The 25,846-nt window shown below is 34.6% G+C and carries 19 protein-coding genes; 9 read left to right on the forward strand and 10 right to left on the reverse strand.

Annotated elements, in window-relative coordinates:
* Window positions 1–19: 19 nt before the first annotated feature.
* The 3 genes from DRF65_RS10560 to DRF65_RS10570 form a co-directional block, all read right to left on the reverse strand.
* Window positions 20–1,903 (reverse strand): type VI secretion system Vgr family protein, encoded by a 1,884-nt coding sequence (locus DRF65_RS10560; protein ID WP_115970719.1) that lies wholly within the window; start codon window positions 1,901–1,903, stop codon window positions 20–22.
* Window positions 1,904–2,169: 266 nt separating this feature from the next.
* Entirely contained in the window at window positions 2,170–3,036 is an 867-nt protein-coding gene (locus tag DRF65_RS10565; protein WP_115970720.1) for a DUF4238 domain-containing protein, read from the reverse strand.
* A 124-nt stretch (window positions 3,037–3,160) separates the two neighbouring features.
* A complete protein-coding gene (locus DRF65_RS10570; RefSeq protein WP_115970721.1) occupies window positions 3,161–4,276 on the reverse strand; it encodes a putative phage abortive infection protein in 1,116 nt (371 codons plus the stop codon).
* A gap of 344 nt (window positions 4,277–4,620) precedes the next feature.
* Between DRF65_RS10570 and DRF65_RS10575 the strand changes: the two genes are divergently transcribed.
* Complete coding sequence (locus DRF65_RS10575; RefSeq protein WP_317126184.1) at window positions 4,621–5,037, forward strand: transposase; 417 nt, start codon at window positions 4,621–4,623, stop codon at window positions 5,035–5,037.
* A gap of 487 nt (window positions 5,038–5,524) precedes the next feature.
* Window positions 5,525–6,676, forward strand: coding sequence for a serine hydrolase domain-containing protein (locus DRF65_RS10580; RefSeq protein WP_115970722.1), 1,152 nt, complete (start codon window positions 5,525–5,527; stop codon window positions 6,674–6,676).
* Between the two features lie 211 nt (window positions 6,677–6,887).
* Here the strand turns inward: DRF65_RS10580 and DRF65_RS10585 are convergent, their stop codons facing one another.
* The 7 genes from DRF65_RS10585 to DRF65_RS10620 form a co-directional block, all read right to left on the reverse strand.
* Window positions 6,888–7,367: a hypothetical protein gene (locus tag DRF65_RS10585; protein WP_115970723.1), complete on the reverse strand. Its 480-nt coding sequence runs from the start codon at window positions 7,365–7,367 to the stop codon at window positions 6,888–6,890.
* Window positions 7,368–7,914: 547 nt separating this feature from the next.
* Window positions 7,915–10,311: a hypothetical protein gene (locus tag DRF65_RS10590; protein WP_123947318.1), complete on the reverse strand. Its 2,397-nt coding sequence runs from the start codon at window positions 10,309–10,311 to the stop codon at window positions 7,915–7,917.
* A gap of 135 nt (window positions 10,312–10,446) precedes the next feature.
* Entirely contained in the window at window positions 10,447–11,055 is a 609-nt protein-coding gene (locus tag DRF65_RS10595; protein WP_115970725.1) for a hypothetical protein, read from the reverse strand.
* Window positions 11,056–11,198: 143 nt separating this feature from the next.
* Complete coding sequence (locus DRF65_RS10600; RefSeq protein ID WP_115970726.1) at window positions 11,199–12,089, reverse strand: hypothetical protein; 891 nt, start codon at window positions 12,087–12,089, stop codon at window positions 11,199–11,201.
* Window positions 12,090–12,273: 184 nt separating this feature from the next.
* Entirely contained in the window at window positions 12,274–14,670 is a 2,397-nt protein-coding gene (locus DRF65_RS10605) for a hypothetical protein (protein ID WP_123947319.1), read from the reverse strand.
* A gap of 123 nt (window positions 14,671–14,793) precedes the next feature.
* Complete coding sequence (locus tag DRF65_RS10610; RefSeq protein WP_115970728.1) at window positions 14,794–15,582, reverse strand: PhzF family phenazine biosynthesis protein; 789 nt, start codon at window positions 15,580–15,582, stop codon at window positions 14,794–14,796.
* A 680-nt stretch (window positions 15,583–16,262) separates the two neighbouring features.
* Complete coding sequence (locus DRF65_RS10620; RefSeq protein WP_115970730.1) at window positions 16,263–17,321, reverse strand: serine hydrolase domain-containing protein; 1,059 nt, start codon at window positions 17,319–17,321, stop codon at window positions 16,263–16,265.
* A 336-nt stretch (window positions 17,322–17,657) separates the two neighbouring features.
* Between DRF65_RS10620 and DRF65_RS10625 the strand changes: the two genes are divergently transcribed.
* The 7 genes from DRF65_RS10625 (at window position 17,658) to DRF65_RS10655 (ending at window position 25,436) form a co-directional block, all read left to right on the forward strand.
* Window positions 17,658–18,599 carry an alpha/beta fold hydrolase gene (locus DRF65_RS10625; RefSeq protein WP_115970731.1) on the forward strand — a complete coding sequence of 314 codons (942 nt, stop codon included), beginning with the start codon at window positions 17,658–17,660 and terminating at the stop codon, window positions 18,597–18,599.
* Between the two features lie 361 nt (window positions 18,600–18,960).
* The gene (locus DRF65_RS10630; protein ID WP_115970732.1) at window positions 18,961–20,115 is read left to right on the forward strand and encodes a helix-turn-helix domain-containing protein; all 1,155 of its coding nucleotides are present in this window, start codon (window positions 18,961–18,963) and stop codon (window positions 20,113–20,115) included.
* A 138-nt stretch (window positions 20,116–20,253) separates the two neighbouring features.
* Complete coding sequence (locus DRF65_RS10635) at window positions 20,254–21,714, forward strand: serine hydrolase domain-containing protein (RefSeq protein WP_115970733.1); 1,461 nt, start codon at window positions 20,254–20,256, stop codon at window positions 21,712–21,714.
* A gap of 43 nt (window positions 21,715–21,757) precedes the next feature.
* Window positions 21,758–22,456: a hypothetical protein gene (locus DRF65_RS10640; protein WP_115970734.1), complete on the forward strand. Its 699-nt coding sequence runs from the start codon at window positions 21,758–21,760 to the stop codon at window positions 22,454–22,456.
* A gap of 6 nt (window positions 22,457–22,462) precedes the next feature.
* The gene (locus DRF65_RS10645; protein WP_115970735.1) at window positions 22,463–23,176 is read left to right on the forward strand and encodes a DUF1266 domain-containing protein; all 714 of its coding nucleotides are present in this window, start codon (window positions 22,463–22,465) and stop codon (window positions 23,174–23,176) included.
* A gap of 60 nt (window positions 23,177–23,236) precedes the next feature.
* Window positions 23,237–24,061, forward strand: coding sequence for a helix-turn-helix domain-containing protein (locus DRF65_RS10650; protein WP_115970736.1), 825 nt, complete (start codon window positions 23,237–23,239; stop codon window positions 24,059–24,061).
* Between the two features lie 76 nt (window positions 24,062–24,137).
* Window positions 24,138–25,436 (forward strand): serine hydrolase, encoded by a 1,299-nt coding sequence (locus tag DRF65_RS10655; protein WP_115970737.1) that lies wholly within the window; start codon window positions 24,138–24,140, stop codon window positions 25,434–25,436.
* Window positions 25,437–25,846: the final 410 nt, after the last annotated feature.

Raw genomic sequence — 25,846 nt, forward strand, 5'->3', positions numbered from 1 at the left:
CTTCATTCCTCATATAGATTTAACCCTTACTTACTTTAACGTCTTTTCCGCCCTGGAATACAGCCAGTGAAGTTCCTCTCAGTTTTAAATCACCTTTTGAAGTCTGTATATCAGCTTCTCCGGAAATGCTTTTAAATTTACTGCCAGTACTTTCTGTCTGATCCTGTTTTACGGTAACAGTTTTATTTTCAGAGGTCTGAGTATATCTTTTTGTTATAGATTCGGTATGATCATTTCCTATGTTGAGAGTGCTGTCCTGTCCAATTTTGGTGGTCATATTCCTTCCCACAGAAATATGCATATCTTCTCCTGCCGTGAAAGTCATATTCTTCGGTGCGGTAACATTGATATTGCCCTGGCCATCCATAAAATAAGTGTTTCCACTTGGATCTTTAATGGTAACACTTCTATCAGCATCATTCATTAATACCTTAATACCGCTTCTGGTCTGTATAGATTTCAGGTGATTGTCAAGGCCTCCGCCCAAACCTACCTGCCCATGAAACATTCCTCCCATAGCAAATGGAAAATCGGGGTTATGGTATTCAAATCCTACCATGACCTGATCGCCAATTTCAGGAACGGCTACAAACCCTCTGTTTTGGGTAATTGCATCGGTTCCTCCTGCATCCGGGCTCATCATTCTGATAAAATGAGTGGTATCATTTAGCTGCCAGTCAAACCTTACCTGTATTCTTCCCTGATTCAATGGATCTACATTGGAGATCACAGTGGCTACCTGTGGTTCTGCTTTCGGCATTTCAAAATCAGATTTTGGCATAAAACCGGTTCCTTCAGCAATGGCTTCAAAGCTTCCTTTATAATATCCTCTTGCATCCACTTCATGGCTTACCTCTGTAACCATCAGTGTTGTAAAATGGGAAGTTTCATTGCTGTCGGTCTTTCTCATCGCCAAATCCGCTACACAACCAATATAAAGGAACGGCACAGTGGTCTTTCCCGAAACGGTAAAAACCTCTACCGCCTTACTTCCTCGTGCACTTTTCTGGGAATCATCCACATCAAGGAATACGTTGGGGTTGATAGGAGTCGGAGTTAATGAACGGGTGGTAAAAATAGTATCATTCAGCTCATACGCTTTGGAAGATAATTCTCCCAAATGGTTTATTCTGTCATCAGCACCTACCATTTTGGTATGTCTGCTGCTGTTATAACCGAAGTATTCAGGTTTGGTATGAACTGCTCTCAACTCAACGTTTACATCAATAACGTTACTACCATATACCAGTAGGATAGGTTTCTCAGAAGGAGGAAGCTTTCCGAAATGAAGAACTTCACCATCATAATAAAACTGCTCGCCATAGGCTTCTGCAATCCTTGTCAGGTAATTGTAATGCGTTTCGTTATATTGTGCGCTGTAACTGATATAGCTTTTGTTCTGGGTATCTACCCTAAAGTCAAATTTACTTGTTCCTAAAGTCTCTTTGATAATCCGGTCTGCAATAATATTGGTATTCACAGACTGGTTGCCGCCGAAGCTTTGGGTATGAGGAGCTGCATCCATCAGAATCGTAGGGCTCATTCCTTTTAGGATAATATTTCCCAGACTCATTTTTTCCTGACTGAAGGCTACTTTGGTAATGATGCCCACAAATGTTCTTTCAGGGGTTTCATTTTCGTAATCTTTATATCTAAAAACAATGGTGATTCTTTTTCCTAAAAACTTTTGGGCCTGCTGAAGGTTGTGGTTTTGTACCTCCCCTAAAGAGTCATGAGCCAATACCAGTTCAAAATCATGGTGCTTTCTTGCACTCTGCTGCAAACGAAAGTGTTTAAAGTGATTGATAGTCTTGCCCTCAACCACAATTTCCAGCTTTACCACCCGGTTGATCCCCGAAATGTGGTTTTCTGAAACTTTCTCAGAATTTGAGGTGTTTTTCATAATATTTAGTGCATTTTTTTAGCGGTCTTATGTCACCGAAGTTAGATAAAAAAAATAGTATGAAATGTAAATTTTCGTTAAATCTGAAAAATTGTAGTAAAACTACGATTGATTTATTTAAATGACTTTAAATTAGACGTTTGTAGAAAGTCTTAGGAATTGAGGAGTTCTGGTCTTGAAAGTAGGTTTTGGAGTATTGTTTTTGTTGGATTGAAATAGAATCTCCGAAGTCGGGAGACTTCGGAGAGCGGGTCTGTAAATATATTTTACAAATCTTTATTTGAATATATTCGAACAGTGAGATCTTCTAAATATTGTTTATTCTCGCAGGCTACAGTGTCATTTGCAAGTAATAAGTTGTGTTTGTTGATATAATACATTTGTTCTGAATTTAATTTTTTAATTCCAGATGTATTAATACCTTCAGGATGTTTTTCAGAATAAAAGTGGATATATATATTACTACTTAATGGTAAACTTATGTATGCAATTTCTTCTATGTCTGGGTTAAAATATGTATTAATTTTTTTTCGATGAGTTGCTGCTCCAAAATCTGGCAAAATAAAATAATCATCTTTATCTTCTGGCACTTCTATTATAAAATAAATTAATCCCATTTTTGAAATAATTTCATTACCAAGTAGTAAATAGTCATCTCCACCAAGATATTTAGAATCTCCTCTCTTATTAAAATAATCATAAAAGCTATTCTTTAAACCATCTACTGCATTATTCATTACTGGGCTCAATGCATTAAAGAAAATGTTTTCTAAGTTTATTTTATAAGTAGGGTTTCTAAAATTTGCAATTGCTCCATATCTAGCAAAATATATAATTGCTTTTTGTACTTCAGTATTTACTTTTTTATCAGTAATTAATCTTAATATATGACCATAATAGGATTCAAAATCATTTTCATAATATTGATTAAGTTGCTGTTCGATAGTTGTATAGTCATTTACTCCATTCTCATATTTTGTATTTAAGTCTTTCTCGCTAAAAATTCTTTTAGAAGATTTTTTTGTTTGAAATAATCTTGAAGACTTATTGTATAGATATATTTCATTTTGTCTATTGAAAAATTTCTTTATATGGACTTGTGAAATATAATGATGATTTCTTGGTATGCTCATAAACTTTTATTTTATGAAACTTATAAATTATTGACTATTTAAAAAAAAATCTCCGTTGGCAAAGTCTCCCGACTTTGGAGAGCATGGGATTTTAGAGGGAGCTGACTTATGTTTTATTTTTTGACTAACTATCTCCCCATTCGAACATAGGATCATTTTTAACAGATTGTAACTTTATATTTATTATTTCTTTTGCAAAATGTAATCTAGGATTTTGGATATGTCTTACTCTATCAATTGGTAAATTATGCAACATACGATATTTGGATAAAAATAGGTTTTCCTTTTTTTCCCAATCCTCCCCTATACCAGAAATGTAATTGTGGTATAATAGAAGTTGTTCATCATTTGACATTTGTGCCCGAAGAATTTTAAGATATTCTCTTGATTGCTTATAATTAAATAATCCTTCTTTTTCTTTTTTAACTACAAATTTTACGGTACTAAATAAATGTCTGTAATAATGAGCCAGTCTTGATTCATGACCTGTAAATGGAGCGTACTTAATATGCAGTTCAATTTTATTGGATTTATCAGGCCCTGTAGTAAACTCATTTTTTTCACCAAAGCTTTCCTTATGTTCTCTGCGTATTTCTTTTAATTGGTCTTTACATTTTTGTATAAATATTTCATATTTATCTTCTTTCACTAATTTTGAAAATGAACCAAAAAAGAACAATTTATATCCAATTTGTAAGACTTTATCTTCAGGCACTTGTAAAGTACTTCCAATAATTTTACAAAAAGATAAACATGCATTAAGCTCTTTAACCATTGAGACAAAAGTTTTTCTTCCATCAACAATACGCTCAATTTGTGTCTTCGTTATGGTTTCATTTAGATTGTCACAAGTGTCTCGAGTGGTTGACGTTAAATAACTATAACCTGTTATTTTCATTTCACTAATATTCTCTTTATGTAATTTTATCATTTCGAAGTACTGAGATTCGAATTGCTGTATTTTAAACTGTTCTTGTACCTGATTGTTCGCTCTTAATTGTGCCCAAAAGGCAATAAATGTTAGAAATCCTGCAATTAATGCTATAAAAGGCCCTGTAGTACCTCCAATAGTATCTCCAATTTGACCTGTTGTAGAGACATCAAAAGTTGTTGGATGGTTTATATATTTATAATATTGAAAAAGCATCCAATTTGATAAAACCGTTATAAAATAACCTATAGATAAGAATATTAGAAATGTAATTATTAGAGCCCATTTCGAGGCAAAAAAATTTTTCATGTATAATTTTTATGATTTATAGTTTTGAAATCGAATTTATGTAATTATGTTTTAATTTATATAATAATTCTGATAATTTGAGAAATAATTTTATATCTATTTAATGTAGGCTTATATCCCTCTCGCTGCCGCACGATTGCATCGTGTGGTTTTATCTCAACCATTTTCTCACAAAGTTTTTATCTTTATAAAAACATAATTGATGAGTCGTAATTACAAATTTCACAATCCTGAAGGATTATATTTCATAAGTTTTGCTGTCGTAGGCTGGCTGGATGTTTTTATTAGAAATGAATACAAGGAAATTCTTTTAGACAGTTTAAGATTTTGGCAAAAGATTAGGAATGGAAATACATTCATGGTGCATCATGTCAAGCCATGTACACTTAATTTTCAGAAATATAAATGGACAGAAACCAGAAACTCTGATTGGTGATAGATTTACAAGCAGAGCAATTGTGACAGCAATTAAGGAAAATCCTACAGAAAGCAGAAAAGAGTTTTTATTAGATTTCTTCCTTAAAGAAGCTTCAAAAACTTCAAATGTAACTCAATATCAATTTTGGAGACATGATAATAAGCCTATTGAGTTGTGGAGTAATAGGGTGATTAACCAGAAGATTAACTATATACATCAAAATCCTGTGGAAGCAGGTCTAGTTTTTCGCGCGGAAGATTATGGATACAGCAGTGCTGTAGATTATTCTGACGAAAAAGGACTTTTAGATGATATTGTTGTTTTCAGAATGTTTGACTTGTAATGCAGAAACCACACGATGCAATCGTGCAGTAGCAGCGAAAGACATTTTTTCCGAAACAAACAGATAAGCTTTGAGTAAATAAAATACTGTTGCCTTTGCGTGAAGAGGATTTGTTGGATATCCTTGTCAAGGTTTTAAACCTTGACAAGGATCAAGGATATTGCTTATTTTTCACTAACGCTTTTCCACAATATTCTGGCCTCTTGCTGTTACAGGATAAAATCGTGCGCTAACGCGGTATATCATTATGGAAAGTAGAGGCTGTAGCTCACTGAGAAAGCAGGAAAAGTACTAAAAGTGTAAAGTTTTTATTATTGACAATATTCTTTGTATTTTTAGTACACTAACAAATAGGAAGGAATAGTCAGAATTTGTATTGAAAAAATATTGGCTTTTTAATCTGAAAATGGAGTTTCCATAGGAAGAGAAGCAAATTTCAGACAATTATTCCTGAAGTTGTCCCTATTAAAAGGTCCTATTAAATAAAATGAGAAATAATATCATAAAATACATCGTCAGTTTTTCTTTTGTCTTATTTCTGATTTCCTGTTCAGGAACAAAGTCTATTGTTGGGACTGAAAAGGTGAAAGAAGATTCACTCTATACAGAAATTCAGCGAATTGGCTTAGAAGCAACCAGAAGTAACAATGTTCCTGGGGTAGCAATAGCTGTTATTCAAAATGGGAAAATAGTTTGGACTCAAAGCATAGGATTTGCTGATAAGGAAAACCAGAAACCAGTAACAACAGAAACAATCTTTAACGTGGGTTCCATTTCAAAAATGGTTTCTGCGTGGGGATTTATGCAATTGACAGAAAAAGGGCTTGTAAAACTGGATAATCCTGTTGACCAATATCTGACCCGTTGGAAATTGCCTGTTTCCCAATATGATATATCAAAAGTTACCCTTAGACGCATTCTCAGCCATACAGCTGGTCTTTCGGTACATGGTTACGGCGGTTCCGAACAAGGAACAAAACTGTTGAGTTTAGAAGAATCCCTTTTCGGAAAGACAAAAAGAAATGGAGAAAGTGTACGTTTAATAAGTGAGCCAGGAACCAAGTGGGAGTATTCAGGGGGTGGTTACACCCTCGCACAGTTAATGCTCGAAGAAAGAACTAAGGAGAAGTTTGCAGACTATATGAAAAAGAATGTTTTCAAACCTCTGGGATTGGACCATACTACCTATGAATGGACAGAAGATATGATGAAAAACTCTGCCACAGCTTATGATGCTTCGGGTAAGCCTATAAAGAATAGAATATTTACAGAACAGGCAGCAGCGGGATTACAAACAACAGTTTTGGACCTGGCCCGTTTCGCAGAACTGTCATTAAGTTACAAACAAAACCAGCTGCATAAAGTTTTGAGACCGGCAACTGTACAGATGATGGAGAAGCCTGTTGTACCATTTTCTGATCAGGGAAAGAGTGGTCTGGGGTATCGGTTTATGAATTATGAGGGATTTGAAACATTAGGACATACCGGAGAGAATGAGGGCTGGAGTGCTGCCCTTTTTATGCATTTGCCCACCAAGAGCAGTATTGTAGTTCTCTGTAATGGCTCAAACGGAGACCGTGTCTGGTTTCCTATCTATCAGAGATGGCTAAAAAGAATTAATAGTATTCATGTTCAGTGAGTGAAAATATAAAGCAAAGATTTATAACATCATTGTAATAGCATAAGAAAATAGGAAGGAACCAATTTCATTGATTCTTTCTAAGCGATTACGTAGCCATACTAATTCCTTTATCAGTAATGACGGAGTTCCAATACTTTTTAAATTATGATAGCCATGAAATATTAAAACATAAAATAATCTCCGTGATTAGTGGAAAAGTTAACTAAAATTAGCGCACAAGATACCAGATTGCAGCAGCAATTCCGGCATAAGCAGTAACGGTAATAATATCAGCTATAGGCTGTGAAAAGCGTTTTTCTGCAATTTTATCAGCATTGATCTGATTCTTATGGAATTTCAGTGTTTTTTTAGCGTTATGAACCGGGTGGGCCACCAGACTGTCGCTTTCCCATCGGTCAACAATTACTTTATAGCTTTTGCCATCAACATCAATTCTAACATTTTTATTAGGAGCAAGTTTCTCCTGAATACTGGCCGGCGCAGCTGGCTGTTGTTGCGAGGGCATGCTTTGGGCTTGAGGTTCAGCTATTGCACTTTTCGTTTGCATTAAAGCATTATTAGCAGGAGCCGAACTCTTTTTAGATTCTTGCTTATTGTCGGTAACAGGGGCTGCAGGTTTTTTTACCTGATAAGTATAGCAGCTTGTAAGAGAAAATAATATAATGATGAGATAAAGATTCTTTCGCATTAGCCAAATTTAAGAATTAAACGGAATATTTGGTATTTTCTTTTGAAAGATCCTGTTTTTTTGGAGAAGGGTAATCCTTTGTTTATATTTTTTAGAGCTTATATTACTTCTTTCGGTCTGTTATGATTGAATTCAATCTATCACTGGTTTGTGGCTCACTTGAATTGAAGGTAAGGATAGGGAGTTTGAAGATAATAACCCAGAAACCACTGTTAGTTATGATTAGTAAAATTAGCGTACAACTAAACTATCATAAAAAATAAATAGTTATTCTTTATCCCTTTATAGATTCCATCTTCTATCTTCCAGTCTCTTTATTTATCTCTAGATGATTTCATTATACAATTGCAATATTTTGCTATATTCGTGTCTATTTCACTGTTGAACAGTGAAATAGGGTGGGTGTCCGGTTTTATGAAAAAAAAAGAAGATACAATTATGTGGCAATATTATATGATTCGATATCATTACAAATTAACGAGGCTTAATTTAAAATACTAAAAAAGCCTTTCAAGAAAACTGAAAGGCTTTTTAATATGTAGAAATATTATTTAAAGATTTGCTGATCATACAGTAGATGGTCGTCTTCATCAAAGCTTATGATCAATACTTTATATTGTTTTGCACTGTCATTATTGAAAAATTTGATTCTTGGCGGAACATAATCGCTGTCAAATAAATTAGGATTCCAGTATAAGGTTTCACGGGTATCCTTTTCAATTTTTGCATTGTCATCTATCATTTCAATAAGGAATTCTGAAGGTTTATCATAGCCTTTTATCATAGATGAATTGTTCTTTTGAAGAGCTGGCTTTTCATTACTTTTAGATTGCATATTACCTCTCATCGTATAAATGGCTACTGCTTCACCTACTAACCCTGCTCCTTTAATAATCTTTACCATAGCAATATTGTTTACGGGAAGGGAGGAAATCATTGAAGCATCAGTAGGAACTTCATCCAAATATATTTTAGCCGGCTGGTTACGAATGTAAGGGACATTATTCCCGGAACTGTCTTTTTGAAATGTTAAACCGGCAGCTTTTCCCTGAAGCCAGTCAAATATATTAGTGAATCCTGCAACATATTGGTTTTCATTGACGAAGTCAAATATGGTAGCATTTATAGAACTGAACATCCCGCTGGAGAGTTGTTTGTCCAATTCTTGTTTTGGGTCTTTCTTTTTTCCTACTAATTTTACCTGTTCAATTTCTACTTCGGAATTCTCTATTTTTTTATTGTTTTTCTGGGTATTGATGGCTTTGGAAATTGTTGCTGGAAGAGTCTTCTTGTCTCCGCTTTTTACCAGTTTATATTTTGTACCCGGGAAATTTCCATTAAACTGTACAGGGTTTACCAGTGGTTCTATTGTAACGAATATATTATCAGCATTGGATTCTTTACTCTTATCAGCATTTGCAAATACTGAAACCTCCAAAGGTTCATCGTTGTTGATATTATTCAAATAGATATATCCGTTTTGATCCGTTTTAACGGGAGTGACAGTGGGTTGGTTTTTACCTAGCCTCAATACTAAAATCACAGTGCTGTTGATCATAAGAGCATTGTCTTTAATAGGCTTTACTCTGTAAGAAAGAAATTTCTGAGAATTGGTATTATGAACCGGTACATTTCCGCTAAGTACAGAATTCCAGTCAAATCTTTTCCAGTTTTCAGATATAAGCAGGGCATCCAACGCTTCACTATTGGCATTTTTAGAGAAATATTGTGCCGGGCTGTCTATCCTGGTTGTAAAATCTCCTGTTAACCAAAGTCCGCTCAGGATATTTTCCTCTTCAGGTTTATTGCTGCCGTCATCCTCACTTACTAAGACAGTATAGTTTTTAAAATAAGATTCCGGAGAAAGGTCAATACTGTTGAAAGATCTTGGGGTTTGTTTTATGCTCTGGCCTATAATTTCAGCCTTCTCAATCTTTAAATCATTGGGTTTTATAAAACAAAGTCTTTGGGCTACCAGGTTGTCCTGCTCATCAAAAATGGCTAATTGTAAAACTCCGTTAGCTCCGTTACTTATTTTGGTAGGAATAAGGCTTGATACTTCATTCGTTGATTGTTTAATCTGTGCTTTATATGCAAGATGGTTATTAATTGTTCCTACAATTTTATAATCCTGAAGCTTTTGTTTTAGGTTTACCCCTTTTAAAGCATATTTAATTCCTTCTTTAGAACTGTTGATTTCTAAATGGAGACCATTGTCTGAAACTGACGGAAGGTCTATTGTTTTACTTTTTCCTGCATTATCCTGAATAATAGCCTGGTATTTTTTTCCTGCAGCCGGAGTTATGGTAAAGGATGCAACGTTTTTGTCAAAAGATTTAAAGGTTGCTAAAGATACATTAGGACTTTGTGAATCTATTATTTTTCCGGTCCAGGTTTCCGGCAGAGAAGTATCGCTTGATAATCTTACGGCAAATTTCGTAGGCATCCCATTAATGAAAGTTCCACCTTCCGGAAAAGCTTTTGCAGACCAGTCAGAACTTTTAGAAACCACCAGTGATTCTGTGGAATTTGGATTGTAAACCGGAATCGTTTTAATAATCTGGTAATCCTCATTAAAACCGGTCATATAAGGCGTATAAGCTCTTACAAAGTACACCTGTTCAGGAAGGTCTTCTTTCAGTTGAAAATCCCCGCTGCCTTCACCATTGGTAAGAAGTACAGTTTTCCAGTCTATTAATTTTTTATCAGCATTGTAGAGTTCAACAAATAGAGTAGTGGATAATTCGGAACGGTTATACCCATCAAAGACAAAACTTTTGAACCACATTTTGTCGCCAGCTGCATATTGTAATTTATCGGTAAGTAAATATACTTTTTCGTGTTCGTAATTATCCTCAAGATTGGTTATTGCTTTTTCTAATTTAGTTTGTGCCAGTATAGGTTGCACCATTGAAATAAGCAATACGCAGAATATATTTTTCATAAAAGTCTTAGCGCATTTTAATTCAGTGCTAATTTAATCATTTAAAGACTTCAAAAATTGATATTGATCTCTTATTTCAGAAGAAAAGAACATAAAACTTCAAATTGAGTTTAAAAAAAGAGAAAACGTAAGATTCTAATACTGTTCCAGGTCAGAAAAACTTAAATCCTGTATTTTGGGCAAAGATTTGATTTTTAATTTCTTTTCCTTTTTGTTTAAGATTTTATCTGAACCTAATTCCTGGTCAAACTCTACTTTCGTTTGGGCTACTAAGTCGATTTCCGTTTCAGTAGTGGTGTTTTTGCCATCCCAGATGACCCGTGAAATTTTATTCAGTTCACAGTCATTCTGTTTACATTTGAATTCATAGCTGCTTTTCCGGTCATTAATATCTGTAAGCATTTTTAAATTACCTTCCTCAATGAAGAAGTCCGGGATCGGATTACCATTATGTTCTCCTTTTTTATAGGTCGGGTATTGGCTTTCAATGAGTTTTGTAGAAGAAACTATAAGTTGAAGCTTTTTATCTGGCTGAGAAAGGAATATCTGTACTCTCAATGGTCTGGTATTATCCTTTAGATCCATTTCTACCATCACTTTGTCTGTGCGTTTATCATGATTCATATCTCCCAGTTCTTTTTGTACCAGGAAAGTGAAACTACCTTTATCAGCCGTGTTTTGGGAATATACGTTCACCTTTGCTAAAAGAAGAAATAAGCCAATATACAGGGATAGGTTTTTCATAATTTATTTTCTAGTATGAATGTATCAAATTTTTCAATACAAACCTTATCGGCTTATCTTTCTTTTATAACATGATCAAGTACAGACTCCTTCTAACCATTTATTCACTATGCTTCTTCTCAGATGCTGGATGGTATGAATTCTTATACTTCTATTAACGTATTTAAACGCTTCCGTATCGCTTCCGGAAGTTTTTCCATATAGTCCTCATCCGCATATTCGCAGCCCTTTTCCTCATATCCCAAAGCGATTACCGAATCAATATCTGTATGTTGATTATCTTTCAGCAGGGATTCAAGCTTGCTGTAATCTTGTGTTTCTACCATGTTTTCCAGTTCAGGATATACTTCATGTTGACTGGAAAAATACAACCCCTTAGAGCGGCATTCTACCGAGAAAAATGTAGAAAGTGCATATTCCATATAAATAACAAAATCGCAGGCATGAGGTGCATCATATGAAGCGCTGTAATCATCACCAAAAGCTATTGATGGATTACCGTTGGACAAAGTTATGCAGGCGTCATAGTAAAAGTTGAAGCCGTCAAAATAATTAAATAATACTCCGCTTTTATCCAGATCCTCTGCCCATGTGGTGTATCGGGGATCTCCAGACAGGTCGAAATTGATTGGGTTTGCTAAGCCTTCTATTGGGAGGATGGATATCCAGCCCTCTTTAAAATCATCTTCATCTTTTGCTATCGGGAAGTTGCTTTTATAGCTTTCTTCTTTTTCTTCCTCCTGAAAAATAACGGAATGCCAGGATATATGCAGGCCATTGCTGATCTTGTAGAACTCCCTCAGGTATTCATTGAAGATAAATGGTTCTTGTGGAGCTTCGGTATCATGATTTTCGGTGACCTCTATTTGTTCTGCGTAAATTTTTGCCTCAGCTTCAGCGATCTGTTGTTCAGTTGCGCCGGGGGACTGAAGGAATTCGACACTCTTTACAAGATCATGGTTCTGTAATGCTTCAATCGTGTTTTTCAGTCTGCTGAAATAGCTTTCAGCCCATTCTTTGGGTTTGATGCTCATAAGTTTCTATGGTTTTAGTTATCATTTGAAATGCTGTAAAAGAAAGCAGATAATGCTGATCATTCTTTCATACGGCAGTAAAGGGTATTAATTCCTGCAAAGATATTGTTTAAATTGAGATATGAAAACGTAAATTTTGAATGTTAAATAGTGGTCTCTTAAAGTGAGTTGTACAGAAAATATATTATTTAAAAATATTGTTCTGATAAAGTAGGCGGTCATCTTCATCAAAGCTTATGATCGTTACTTTAAATTGTTTTGCCGTGTCATTATTGAAAAATTTGATTCTTGGCGGAGTATCATTGCTGCCCAATAAATTAGGATTCCAGTACAGGGTTTCACGGGTGTCTTTTTCAATTTTCACATTGTCATTAATCATTTCAACAGGGAATTCTGAAGGTTTGTCATAGCCTTTTACGATAGTAGAACTGATCTTTTGGTTCTTCTGATCCTGTTGAGTACTCTTAGAAGCCATACTGCCTCTCAGGGTGTAGATCAGTATAGAGTTATTAATCAATCCTGATTGTTTTATGACTTTTACCATAGCGATTTCGCTTACAGGAACGGACGTAATCATACCAGGCTCAACCTCTATTTCATCTAAATATAGCTTAGCCCTACCGCCACGGATATAGGGAACATTTTCTCCCACTTCATTTCTTTTAAACACAACACCGGCTACTCTCCCTTGCAGCCAGTCTAATATATCAAATGATCCTAAGATATGCTGCTCTTCGTTGACAAAGTCAAATATATTAGCATTCATGGTGTTGAACATTCCACTGGACAGTTGATTGTTTAGCTCCTTTGTAGGATATTTCTTTTTTCCGGTTAGTTTTACTTCATCAATCTGAAGATTATTATCCTGTTTTTTTTTGTTATTTTTCTGAGTGTTGATGGCTCTGGAAATAGAAACCGGAAGTTCCTTATTTTCAGTCTGAGTCACCAATTGATAAGCCGTGTTGGGAAGGGCACCATTAAACTTTGTGGGTTTAATCTGTGGTTCTACGGTGAAGGATAATTGATCAGCATTGGGTCTTTGATCTTTTTCAGGATTTAAAAATAATGAAACATTAAAGGGTTGATTGAAATTAATATTATCCAAATAAATATACCCGTTCTGATCTGTTTTTGATGCATTTATAATGGGTGGATTTTTACCTGATTTTAACGCTAAAGTTACCTCAGTGTTTTTTAACAGAGCATTATTCTTAAGAGGTTTTAGCTTATAGGAGAGGAATTGCTGTGCGTTGGTTCTAAGAGTGGGAACAGGCCCGCTGAGTATTGAATTCCAGTCAAATCTTTTCCAGGTTTCAGAAATTAACAGAGCATCTAAAGCTTCATTATTCGCGTTGTTAGAAAAATATTGTGCAGGACAGTCTATTTTCGAAGTGAAATCTCCTGTTAGCCAAAGTCTGCTTAGAATATTTTCTTCTTCGGGTTTATTGCTGTCATCATCACTTACTAAAACCATATAATTTTTAAAGTAAGGGTTCGGAGAAAGATCAATACTGTTGAGAGATCTGGAGGTTTGCCTGATGTTCTGGTCTGTGATTTCCGCTTTCTCAATACTTAAATTGTCGGATTTTATAAAGCAGAGCCTTTGGGCAATCAGTTTGTCCTGATCGTCAAAAATGGCTAATTGTAAAACGCCGTTCGTGCCATTGCTTATTTTATTAGGGATAAGGCTTGAAACCACATTAGTCAGCGGGTTGATATCAGCTTTGTAGGCAAGCTGGTTATTGATGGTTCCTACAATCTTATAATTTTGAAGCGGTTTGGGTAAGTTAATCCCTTTTAAGGTATATTTAATCCCTTCTTTAGCACTGTTAATTTCTACATGAAGTCCGCTGTCTGCAACTTGTGGAAGATCTATTGTATTGCTTTTTCCGGTATTGTCTTGAACGATAACCTGATATTTTTTACCTGAAGCCGGAGTTAAGGTAAAAGAGGCTACATTTTTATCAAAAGATTTAAATGTAGTGATGGGAATATTGGGATTTTGAGTATCTATAACTTTTCCAGTCCAGCTTTCCGGGAAAGAAGAACTTCCGGATATTCTTACTGCAAATTTTGTAGGAGTACCGTTAATGAAAGTTCCGCCTTCCGGAAAAGCTTTTGCAGACCATTCTGAGTTTTTGGAAATCTCTAATGATTTAGGGGAATTTGGATTGTAAACCGGAAGAGTTTTAACGATCTGAAAGTCCTCATTAAAGTTGGTCATGTAAGGGGTGTAAGCTCTTATAAAATAAACCTGCTCGGGAAGATCTTCTTTCAGCAGAAAATCACCGTTACCCTCACCATTGGTTAGAAGAATTGTTTTCCAGTCTATTAGTTTTTTATCAGCATCGTACAATTCTACAAATAGGGTAGTAGATAGTGTAGAACGGCTATAGCCTTCAAATACAAAGCTTTTAAACCATATTGGATCACCGGCTGCATATTGAGACTTGTCTGTCAGTAAGTACACTTTTTCCTGAACATAATTATTCTCAAGATTGGTTATTGCTTTTTCCAATTTAGTTTGTGCCAGTACGGAGGGTACCATTGCAATAAGCAATACACAGAATATATTTTTCATAAAAATTTTACATCATTTTAATTCAGTGTTAATTTAATCATTTAAAAGCTTTAAAAATTGATATCTAATTTTTCTTCTGAAGAAAATAAGCTGAAATTGTAAATTTCAGCTTATACAGACTGATCATCCTATTGATAGATGTCCCACAGAATAAGTTCTGGCTTTACCTGCGACGATCACTCTTTCATTTTTGTTTTCACAATAGAGTTCGCCTCCTCTTTCTGATAACTGGCGGGCGAAAAGGTTATCTTTTCCTAATCTTGATGCCCAGAACGGAATGAGCGAGCAGTGTGCAGAGCCGGTTACAGGATCTTCAAGAATTGATGACTGTGGTGTAAAATATCTTGAAACAAAATCACTGTCAGTACCAGCTGCAGTCACCACAACACCTCCCGGATCCAGATTGATAAGGTCAAAAACGGATCTTTCAACGGTAATCTTTTTGATATCTTCCTCAGAATTATATACCAACACATAGTCTCTTGATTTGAAGACCTCCTTAGGCTGTATATTGAGAGACCGGATGATATTATCCGGAAGAATGGATGGTTCAGGTATTCTTGACGGGAAATCCATATAATAAACACCATCTTTTACATCAACAGTTAATTCACCGCTTTTAGTTTCAAAAATAATTCTGCTATGCTGGTAGTTTAAGATAGAAACCAGGCAATGAGCCGTAGCAAGGGTAGCATGACCACATAAGTCCATCTCAATCTCAGGAGTAAACCATCTCAGGTGAACGGTATTGCCATTATCAATAAAGAAGGCTGTTTCTGCAACAGCATTTTCACGGGCTATTTTTAAAAGTATTTCATCTGGTAACCAGTTTTTCAATGGGACAACACACGCAGGGTTTCCCTGGAAAATCTCTTCTGTAAATGCATCTATCTGATATAATTCTAACTTCATGATTGAGAAAATTTAGGTTTGTAATAAAGTATGATAAAAATAATTTTTGTTTGACGTTGGTTTTTTATGATTGCTTCTGCTTTTTAAACGCAGAAAACCCATCTGACAATTCACTTTTTTCTTTTGTTTTTAAAGAGAAGAGGGATGACTATTCAATGTTTTCAAGGCTGGTGATTTGCCTTTTCAGTTCTTTTTTTTATCCAGGAAATAAAAACAATACCATCATTGGTTTTAATTTCGATCCGAAAATTTGTTCAAAGTATTTCTTACAGGTATATAGATCATCTATTTCATAAAAATACAAAAGTTTATAGAAATATTAGCTTTATCCACAAAAAAGCAGCAGACTGAAACGTTTCTACAGTGATGTCTTTTCCAAAATAGCAGTCCATGTTTTTATAAAAATCTGCCCTACCTTATTGTAAATCTTACATCTATATTTAGACAGACGTTCGTAAAAAGGGGTAGAAAATCTTCTTTAATACACGATAGAGATCAGTTCATTGATTATTAAATATAACAATAAGCGCCTATTTTCTGAATTGGCGCTTATTGCTGTTCATGCTATTGTTTGGGGAGATTACTGATTCCTAGACTGATTTCTTTTAGAATTCCATTGAATTTATCTGATGTGAAAATTATTTTTGAGATTAATAATCTTCATCGTTTCTTTTGTTGCCTTATTTCAGCACCTTTTCATAAATTTTATTCAGTAAATCCTGTCTCATTTTTGAATTTCTTTGATTTAAAAGAATGATGATTCCCCAATTTTTTGCTCTGTTGTAACATATGATGGAAGATTGTCCCATAGAATCGCCAGATTTCAGGTAAATCGTATTCTGATCATCAGTACTGATGTTGGTACCCAGTCCCATTTCTCTTTTTTCATCTTTATAGCAGATCTTTTCGGTCAGCAATGCTGCTTCATATATTGGGTTTCCTTTGGTTAGCACTGCTTTCAGATAGGAGATCATATCAGCAGCATTTGATTTTACCAATCCTGCAGATGCCGTAATATTCCATTTGAAGAATTCCTGAGTTCCGCCATTAGGATTATAACCTGTCGTTCTATTTTTTACATTGAACTCTGTTGTAAAGGTATTGGTCATTTGCAAAGGATCAATTATTCTTTCATGAATGATGGCATCATAAGTTTTACCATATACCTTTTCCAAAATCTGTCCCAGCAAAGTATACCCAACCGTAGAATAACGATATTTTCCATAGTCAAGAAGCTCTCCGCAATTGTTGATGATTTCCGTTAATGTTTTTTCAGTGACATTGCTCACAGGCTGTTGTGGGTTCAGTTCTATCAGCTTACCAAAATCTATGTCAGGTAACCCCGATTGATGAGAGGCCAGATCTGAAATCTTTATTTTGTTCTTAAGGTTTTTTTGCAGTACATATCCTTTAGGCAGATAGCTGTCGATATAATCATCCAGTTTTAGCTTTTTCTCGATAGCTGCCTGTGCAATTAAATTCGAGGTCAGGATTTTAGTAATAGAAGCAATTTCAAATACAGAATTTTTATTGATGTCAACAGGGCTTTCTTTGCTCAGTTTTCCGTAAGCCGTATAAAATTCATCATCATTATGAATGAAACCAACACTGATGGCTACATCCGGATTTTTTTGATAATTGTCCCCAATGATTGAATCTATCTTTTTGGAAATATCTTGTCCAAAAGAAAAACTGCTGATGAATAACAGTACTGCAAAGAAGGTGAATGAAGTTTTCATTGTATCGTTGTTTTAAGGTTAAAAATTATTTCGATACAAAAATGTGGAAGACATTAAAGCTGTGCGACCGAATGAAAGTATTCGGACTCATTTGTTCCGGGAAAATGGGTTCGAATAGATTAATACAGGAGTACGGGTAATTACAACGTTTTGTTTTGTAATGTGTTATGTTTTTAAGATAGTGCATTTTCTGTATGTTTTTTTTAATTGTACATTAAAGTATATTGGCACCTGAAAATTCATTAATATTGTTTAAAGTATTCAGAATGCACATCGTGTGTATTTCTTAGTTAACAGTAATTTTAAAGCCTGACCCTTATACCAAATCAAAAAAAGATGAAATCTATAATAATATCTGTATGTATTACCTTTTTTTCAATAACGTTAGTTTTTTCTCAGACTTCTGAAAGAAAATTTGTATCCGTTAACAATAAACAAATAGCATATAAAACTTTTGGACTTGATGAAAGAAAAGCTAATGAACCCGTAGTCATCTTTGAAAGTGGTCTCGGTTCAGGAGGTGGAGGCTATGGAAGTTTGTTTCCTTTCATTCAAAAAAGTTTTGCAGGGATAGTGTATGACAGAAATGGAATTGGAGAGTCAGAAATTGATACATCTATAAAAACAGATGAAGATGTGATCAAAAGACTTCACGATTTGCTGGCAGCTTTAAAAATAAGTCCGCCTTATCTATTGGCAGGACACTCTATAGGTGGGCCGTTTATACGTTTGTATGCTTCAATGTATCCCAATGAAACGTGCGGCCTGTTTTTCATAGATCCCACAGATTTTATGCTTACTAAAGACGAAGACAGTAAGGTGAAAATAAATACATCAAGCTCCACTGGCTATCAGGAATTATTTATGATAAACCTTAAAAATATTATAAATGATCCCTTAACATCGGAAGGTTTTCGAAATGAGGCAAAGAGAGAGCTGAATGAAAGTTCACCGGAATTCTTTAAAAAATATAAATCCTTACAACCTCTTAAAGACATCCCTGTAACCGTAATGATTTCATACAACAAGCATATTGAGCATTATGAAACTGAAATGAACGAAAAACTGAAATTAGGGATCAATTTAATTCCGTGGTGGAAGGAGTTGGATGAATTAAGAATAAACCATTACGCAGAGATGATAAAAAATAACAGTAATAGCCGGCTTATCTTGTTGCCGAGTTACAGTCATGGAATCCACCAGCAAGATCCCAAAATTGTAGCAGAAGCTTTAATTGATACATACAAAAAGTGTCACACTTCCTTAAAAAACAAGTAGAAAGAATTGTTTTGTATCAGATTTTGGAGATTATACTGCTTCAAAACCAATCAGTAATAGTTATGATGTTTTTCTGACTTTTGTGAAGGAGAATCGGATGAGTGAGACTGTTTTAAACGTAAAGTGTAAAACGGATAATCTCGATTTTAAAAGTGTTTTAAATTTATATTGTTGAAAATCATTAATTTGTAGCTTGTTCGCCTGTTAGGTAATCATTTAATATACTTTTGATGAAAAAAACTCAAACAAAAGTCAATCTAATTTTTATATTTGCACCTGTTGGATTCTTAACCTTAATAGGCTTTCGGAATTCCAGTGAAAATTTGAAAATAAAATAGCAATAAACAAATAAGAGTAAAGAATGGATAATATTAGTCTATTAATTGTTGTAAATATAATCTCTTTATTCATCTCGTTGTTTCTGGCATTTTTCCTGATTACCCTTAAAACAAAGTACAAAATAAGTAATTCTTTATTTGCTTTTTTTCTAATATTAAATGCAATAGATATTAGTGAGCCTTTGTTTAGCATGGTAACCGATGGTCCGTCCAACCTGGGAATGTTTAGGACCACTTTCGCTTTCCTGCAAATTCCTGTTTTTTATCTTTATGTAATATCAGTCTGTTACTCTGATTTTAAGATAAAACCAAAATATTTGCTGCATCTGCTCCCGTTTTTAATTGTTAATCTGGTTTTACTGCCCCGTTTTTATACTGTGGATGCAGCATCAAAAATGAGTTTTATTCAGAATCGTCAGAATATGATAGAGTTTCAGTTCATTCATATTTTAATACATCTGCAGATCGTTCTTTATATCATTGCAGTTTTTAGAATACTAAGAAAAACAAAGAAACTATATCTTGAAAACTACGCAGGAAAAAACATCAGTTCCTATAACTGGCTGTTCCAGTTTACCGTTGTACTGAGCATTTTATATGCGGTAGCTCTTTTAAAAAACATTTTTAAATTTTCTGACTATCAGCAGGTTTCTGAATTTATCAAGATCGGACTTTTCGTATCATCTCTTTTTATTTTCTGTTGGTATCTGTTCAAAGCGTTAAATAACCCTGATCTTTTTAGGAATATTGATTCAAAACTAAAACTTGTTTCTGAGCTCGTTTCAGAAGAAAAAAGCAGTAAGGAATCAATAGAAGATGAAAGAGAATATAATGAAGAGCTTTTGAAGCTAAAAAAATATATGGTTGAGAAAAGACCTTATCTAAACTCCTCGCTAACCATTCAGGATGTTTCCAGTGATATTGAAATTCCTGTCCGGGATTTATCTCTTTTAATCAATCATCAATTAGGACAGCATTTTTATGATTTCGTAAACGCCTATCGGATAGAAAGTGCTAAGGATATTTTAAAAGATACTTCAAAAAGTAAGGTAACTGTTTTAGAAATTCTATACGAAGTTGGTTTTAATTCAAAATCTTCCTTTAATACTGCTTTTAAAAAACACACGGGCAATACGCCGACTTCCTATCGCAAAAACCTGCAAGACAGTGTTTTGTAATTATTCGTACTCTTTTTTATAAAGATTCATACTTATTTTTTATACAAATCCGACCGATTACATTTACTCGGTCGCACAGCTTTAATGTCTTCCACATCTTTGTATCGAAATAATTTTTAACATAAAAAAATCGATACCATGAAAAGCTCCTTTTATTTACTAATTCTTATAGCGTTGCTTTCAAGCTGCCAAACAAGTAAAAAAGTTTTTTCGGAAAAAAGAGATTACAGCTTTCTTACTGATAGTTTAAATATTGAACCCCAATTAGAAAAGTATAAGCTTCCGGGATTTAGCCTTGTTGTTTTTGAAAATTATAAGATTGTATACTCAAGCCAGGTGGGAGTAAAATCAATGGATTCTAAAGAAAAGTTAGATGAAAACACGGCTTTTTCTACAGCATCTATTGCAAAACCAATCACCGCACTTCTTTGCCATATACTTGAAGAAAAAGGTTTAATTAATCTGAATGATCCAATAGATAAATACTTAAAGCGCTGGCATTTGCCAAAAAGTAAGTTTACTGAAAATAACAGCCCAACCTGGAAACAGTTTTTAAATCATACGGCCGGTACAAGTCAGGGTGGATTTGAAGATCATTACGAAGGAGAAACCATTCCAACGATCACGCAAAGCCTTTTGGGGCAGATTCCCAGATACGATAAGGAAATTGAATTTTTGTTCACACCGGGAACCAGCTTTGAATATAGCGGTGGTGGCTATGTAATCATCCAGATGGCATTAGAAGACACTTTGAATAAACCTATTGCAGAATTGGCACAAGAATATATCTTTTCCCCTCTTGGAATGAAAAATACCACAATGATTCAGCCTAACGAAAAAGGATTTCTAAAGAATGTAGCTTTTGTACATGATAAAGAAGGAAAAGTGATAAAAACAGGTCTACCCATCACGCCTCAGGTTGCCCCATCAGGGTTATGGTCTACTCCTACAGATTTAGCGAAGCTTTCCATTGAGATCCAAAATGCGTTACGCAATAAAAACAATAAGGTGATTTCTCATCAGGTAGCAAAAGAAGTAACAAAAGTGACTGCTTTGAAAAATGCGGTTGGAGGATGGAGCTATGGCTGGCAAAAATCTTTTGGATATAGTAATTATGACTGGTTCTCGTGTAATGGTTCCAATACTGGAGTTGGGGGCAATGTTTTGGCTTCTATGACAGATGGTAACGGGATGGTATATCTTGCCAATGGCGAAAAGCCGAATCGTTTTCCTGTCATGAATAATACCAGAACAAAGATTCTCACAGTAATGGATTGGAATAAAGCAACCCATGAAGATATTCAGGAACTTCCATTAAGTCTTAAAAAACAACTCATCGGAACCTATGACGATTTTCTGTATGGACAGGGAATGGAAACGAAAATTCTTGAAAAGAATAACCGCCTGTATGTAGAGTCTCCAATTTTGGAACATTTTAAAGGGAAAAATGAGTATGAGTTACTCTATCTGAAAAATGGAACCTTCAGAATTGTAGATTATCCGAACCTGTTAAAATTCGATTTCAGTAATGGAAAGGTAAACGCTGTCATCTTAACAAGAGATTCCCTGAAAACAGAAGTTAAGATGATTAAAAAATAAATTGAACAAATATTTAAAAAACAAAAACTTAAACCTAAAAAGTATGAACCCATTATTTTTAATTCCAGTCGTAGTAATAATTGCAGGTGTAGCTTTCATGATCATCATGAATAATAAACACAAAGCTGCAAAATCAGAAATTGATTTAGATTCTGAAAGAACTAAATATGACCAGTACAAAGAAGAGCTTCTCTCTCAGGATTTTTCAAAATTAAAACAGTGGATGGAAGGTAAGCCCATTGATGCTTTTACTTCTGCCTCTGTTCCCCAGTCAACAGCCAATAAAGTGCAGGATCTCGTAACCGACGGGATAAAAAATGTAGCATTATCCACGATTGGTGTAAAGCTTAGACGAATTGAAACCGATTGTTTTTGGGTGTTGAGCGGAAACGATATGCATTTTTTCAGCACCAATACCGTTGGCGAATTAGATGAACACATTGTATTTGATAATTTTAGAGTTGAAAAAGCAAGCCTTCAATATGGAGGTCTATTGAAATCACAACTGGGGGTTTATTCAAAATCATCAGAAGAATATTTACCAAAAACACATATTATCACCTTTGATATTGACGGAAGTTCATTATCTCTTGAAATTCACGATAGACTTAATTACAGAGTTGACCCGGAAGATATGCTTAATCTGAAAAAGCAATTGGAGACAAGAGTAAAATACCAGGTAGTTGGCGAAAAATTTGTAAAAATTTCACAGACTAAATTCCCTAACCTCAAAATGGCTTAATATAATATGGGAATTTTATCAAAATTTTTAAGCTCATTTAAAAGCATACGGTTAAATGATAAAAATACAGTAAATGGTTATTTGTTAGACCATTTGCTCATAGGTTCAATGTATGCCGAACAACAATCGGCATACCTGAATTCTTATGAAACAGGAGTGAACAGATCTGATATTATAAAGTTAATTGAAACATATTGGGGAATATCAGATCAAAATCAGGCGATAGAAACTCTTCAGAGTCTGCACGACAGAAATCAGGATGAAAACCTTGATATTGTATACAAAGCATTTGAAAATCCGGAAAACTATGTTGACATTTTAAGATCGAATCTATCAAATGAAGACGAAGCTTTTGAGTATTATCTGGACCATTTCAGAAAACTGAGAAAAGCAGTTCCAGAGTTGATTGAGCAGAAAATTATTACAGACTTTTCTCAGTTAAAAAAAATAAAAGATAGTGGTTGGAATTATGGAAGAAGTGTGTTTTTAGCGCGCTGCTGTTATGAACTGGGGTATATTTCTGAAAAAGAAATTATAGAATATTTGGCAAAATCCCACAGAGAATTGAAAAAATATTGCAGTACCTGGAAAGAATATACAATAAGTTATATTTTTGGAAGGGCAATTTGGGGTGGTGGTAACAATAATGGAATGGTACAGATTGCAGATGATTTATTGAACAACAACAGAAGCCCACTCAAAAATAAAATATACCTCTGATTAGGAAAAAAGATATTGGTTGATTGAGCTGGATTTACATACATTTAAAGGCTAAAAAGAATGACCATAAAAGTCTACAGACCCGAAAACCCCATACTGAAAAAGTATATTGAATGCTTTTATATTCTCGAGCAGACCTCTGAAGAATCCTCAGCTACTTATTTCACCTTTCCAAACATCTATACTATTGTTACTGCTAGTGAGAAAACAGAAACTCTGGCTACCAAAGACAAAATAATAACCAGATACTGCCTGTCCAATCCAATTGAAACAAATCTGGTAAGCAATTTTAATGAACCGGTATTGGTGAGCTATGAAGGCAAAATCAATGAAGTTACTACTTATTTCAAACCATTGGGGATTAACGCTTTTATACCCAATGATTTAAGAGATTATGCAGAAGGAAGCTTTCCCGATTTTAGTCCATATGAGGATTATAAAGAAACCATGGCGACCATTCTTTCGATAAAAAACCCGGATGAAAAAATCAGGGCAGTAGAATTGTATTGGATTTCAAAATTTCGTCCGTTTGAGGATAGCCTGTTGAAAGAGGTGTTGGATGAAATGTTCGATACCAAGAACATCAGTCAGTCTATGACGAAACTGTCTTATACAACGGGCCGGTCCCGAACAACAATAAACAAGCATTTTGAGAAGCATATTTGTAAAACGCCCTCCCAGTTTAAAAAGATTATCAGATTCAGGGCAGCTATTCAAAGTCAGCTTGACGAGAAAAATAGAATTGGGCTGCCTTATAGTATAGATTATTTTGATCAGTCACACATGATCAGGGATTTTAAAAAATTGACAGGTTTTACCCCAAAAGTTTTTTTTTCAAAAACAACAACCCTTGAAAAAGATCTCATAAAATGGATGTTTATTTAGTGAGGTTTACAAAAATACAATGATGCCGGTTTATTAAGTAGTAACATTGTGGTCTAATAATATCATTCAATAGTTTATGAAGCTAATCCTAATCATACTGTTATTTCCATTTTTTATTTTCGGACAGAAAAATGGGTCAGCTAGTCTTGCGGAATATATGCAGGCCCAGGTTGAAATAAATAATTTTAGTGGAACCGTTCTTGTGACGAAAGAGGGTAAAGTTTTACTCAAAAAAGCTTACGGTTTGGCAGACTACGAGTGGAATATTAAAAACACCATAGATACTAAATTTCAGTTGGCCTCAGTTACCAAACAATTTACCGCCACAGCGATACTTCTATTGATTGAGAAAAAGAAGCTGTCTCTTGATGATAAACTGAGTAAATTTCTGCCGGATTACCCCAAGGCTGATAGTGTTACCATCCATATGCTGTTATCGCATACCTCTGGCTTGGCTATGGGTTTTAAAGAAATAGCCTTAAGCTCGATGAATAAGGATTCTGCTTATGCCGAAATAAAGAAAATGCCTTATGAGTTCTCTCCCGGAACTAAAAGCGGATACAGTAATATCGGCTATTATCTATTGGCTAGGATCATTGAAAAAGTGTCAGGTGAGAAGTATGCTGTTTTCTTAAAGAAGAATATATTTGACAAAGCAGGGATGAATAATACGGGCGTCAGCAATAATGAGTCTATAGTTGAAAAGAAAGCAAAGGCTTACTATCACACAGAAAATGGACTTGTTCACAATCCTTATATCAACTGGGAAATTAATGTAGGGCATGATGGCGTTTATTCTACTGTTGAAGACCTGGCGTTATGGGATAAAGCTCTATATGGAACTGGTATTCTTTCCGCACAGATGAAAAAACTAATGTTTACGCCCTATGGTGATGAAAACTGGGGATATGGCTTCATTATCAATCCGTTTTACAATCACGGGCACCAGTTAATTGCTCATGACGGAGGTTTTTTTGGTACCATGACTTCCTTTAACCGATTTACGGATGATAAAATTTTTGTGACTGTACTTTCCAATAATGAATCATTTTCCTATATCATAAGTTATGGACTTTCTGCCATTGCATTGGGAAAAGAGGTTGAACTTCCTTACAAGCACCATCGAATTGAGATAAACACAAGCCTATATGATCAATATGTCGGTACATATGATACAATTACCATATTGAAAACTGACGGTAAACTTTATTTTAACAGTACAGAAATGGAACTCATTCCAGAGTCTAAAACCAAATTTTTTAGAGCGGATAATAATGACAGAACCATTGAATTTATTCCGGACAGTAAGGGCCTTTACAATTCTGTAATTCTAACAAAAGGCGGTATAAAAGAAGTAATAAAGAGGAGTAAATAGTCTCATAATGGTTGAGATTTAATAGACTACAACTAGTATTTATGGTAACGGCATACTTAAATCCATCAGTCATATAAAACAAACATTTTTTATCAGAGAATTTCTAGTCCCCATATGGTAGAGATTCAGAGACCGTGATATTTTGTTGTAGTGATTCTGGTCATAAAAATTATGAATCAATAAGTGTTAACCTGGTGATTATCATTGGTGTAAAATAAATATGCGCAAATTAGGACAATTTGCGCATATTGTTGTTTGTGACCAGGGTGAGTAAAACCTTTACCTTTTACCATCAATTGATGAAGAGCTGAACTGTCAAACTGAAGATCCGGAAGGTTTTTACGGCTACTACCTGGGAATGATTAGAAATAAATAATCCTGTAAGAATTACCATCCCAAATACTGAAAGT

Source organism: Chryseobacterium pennae, assembly GCF_003385515.1.
In the GTDB taxonomy this organism is placed as follows: Bacteria; Bacteroidota; Bacteroidia; order Flavobacteriales; family Weeksellaceae; genus Chryseobacterium; species Chryseobacterium pennae.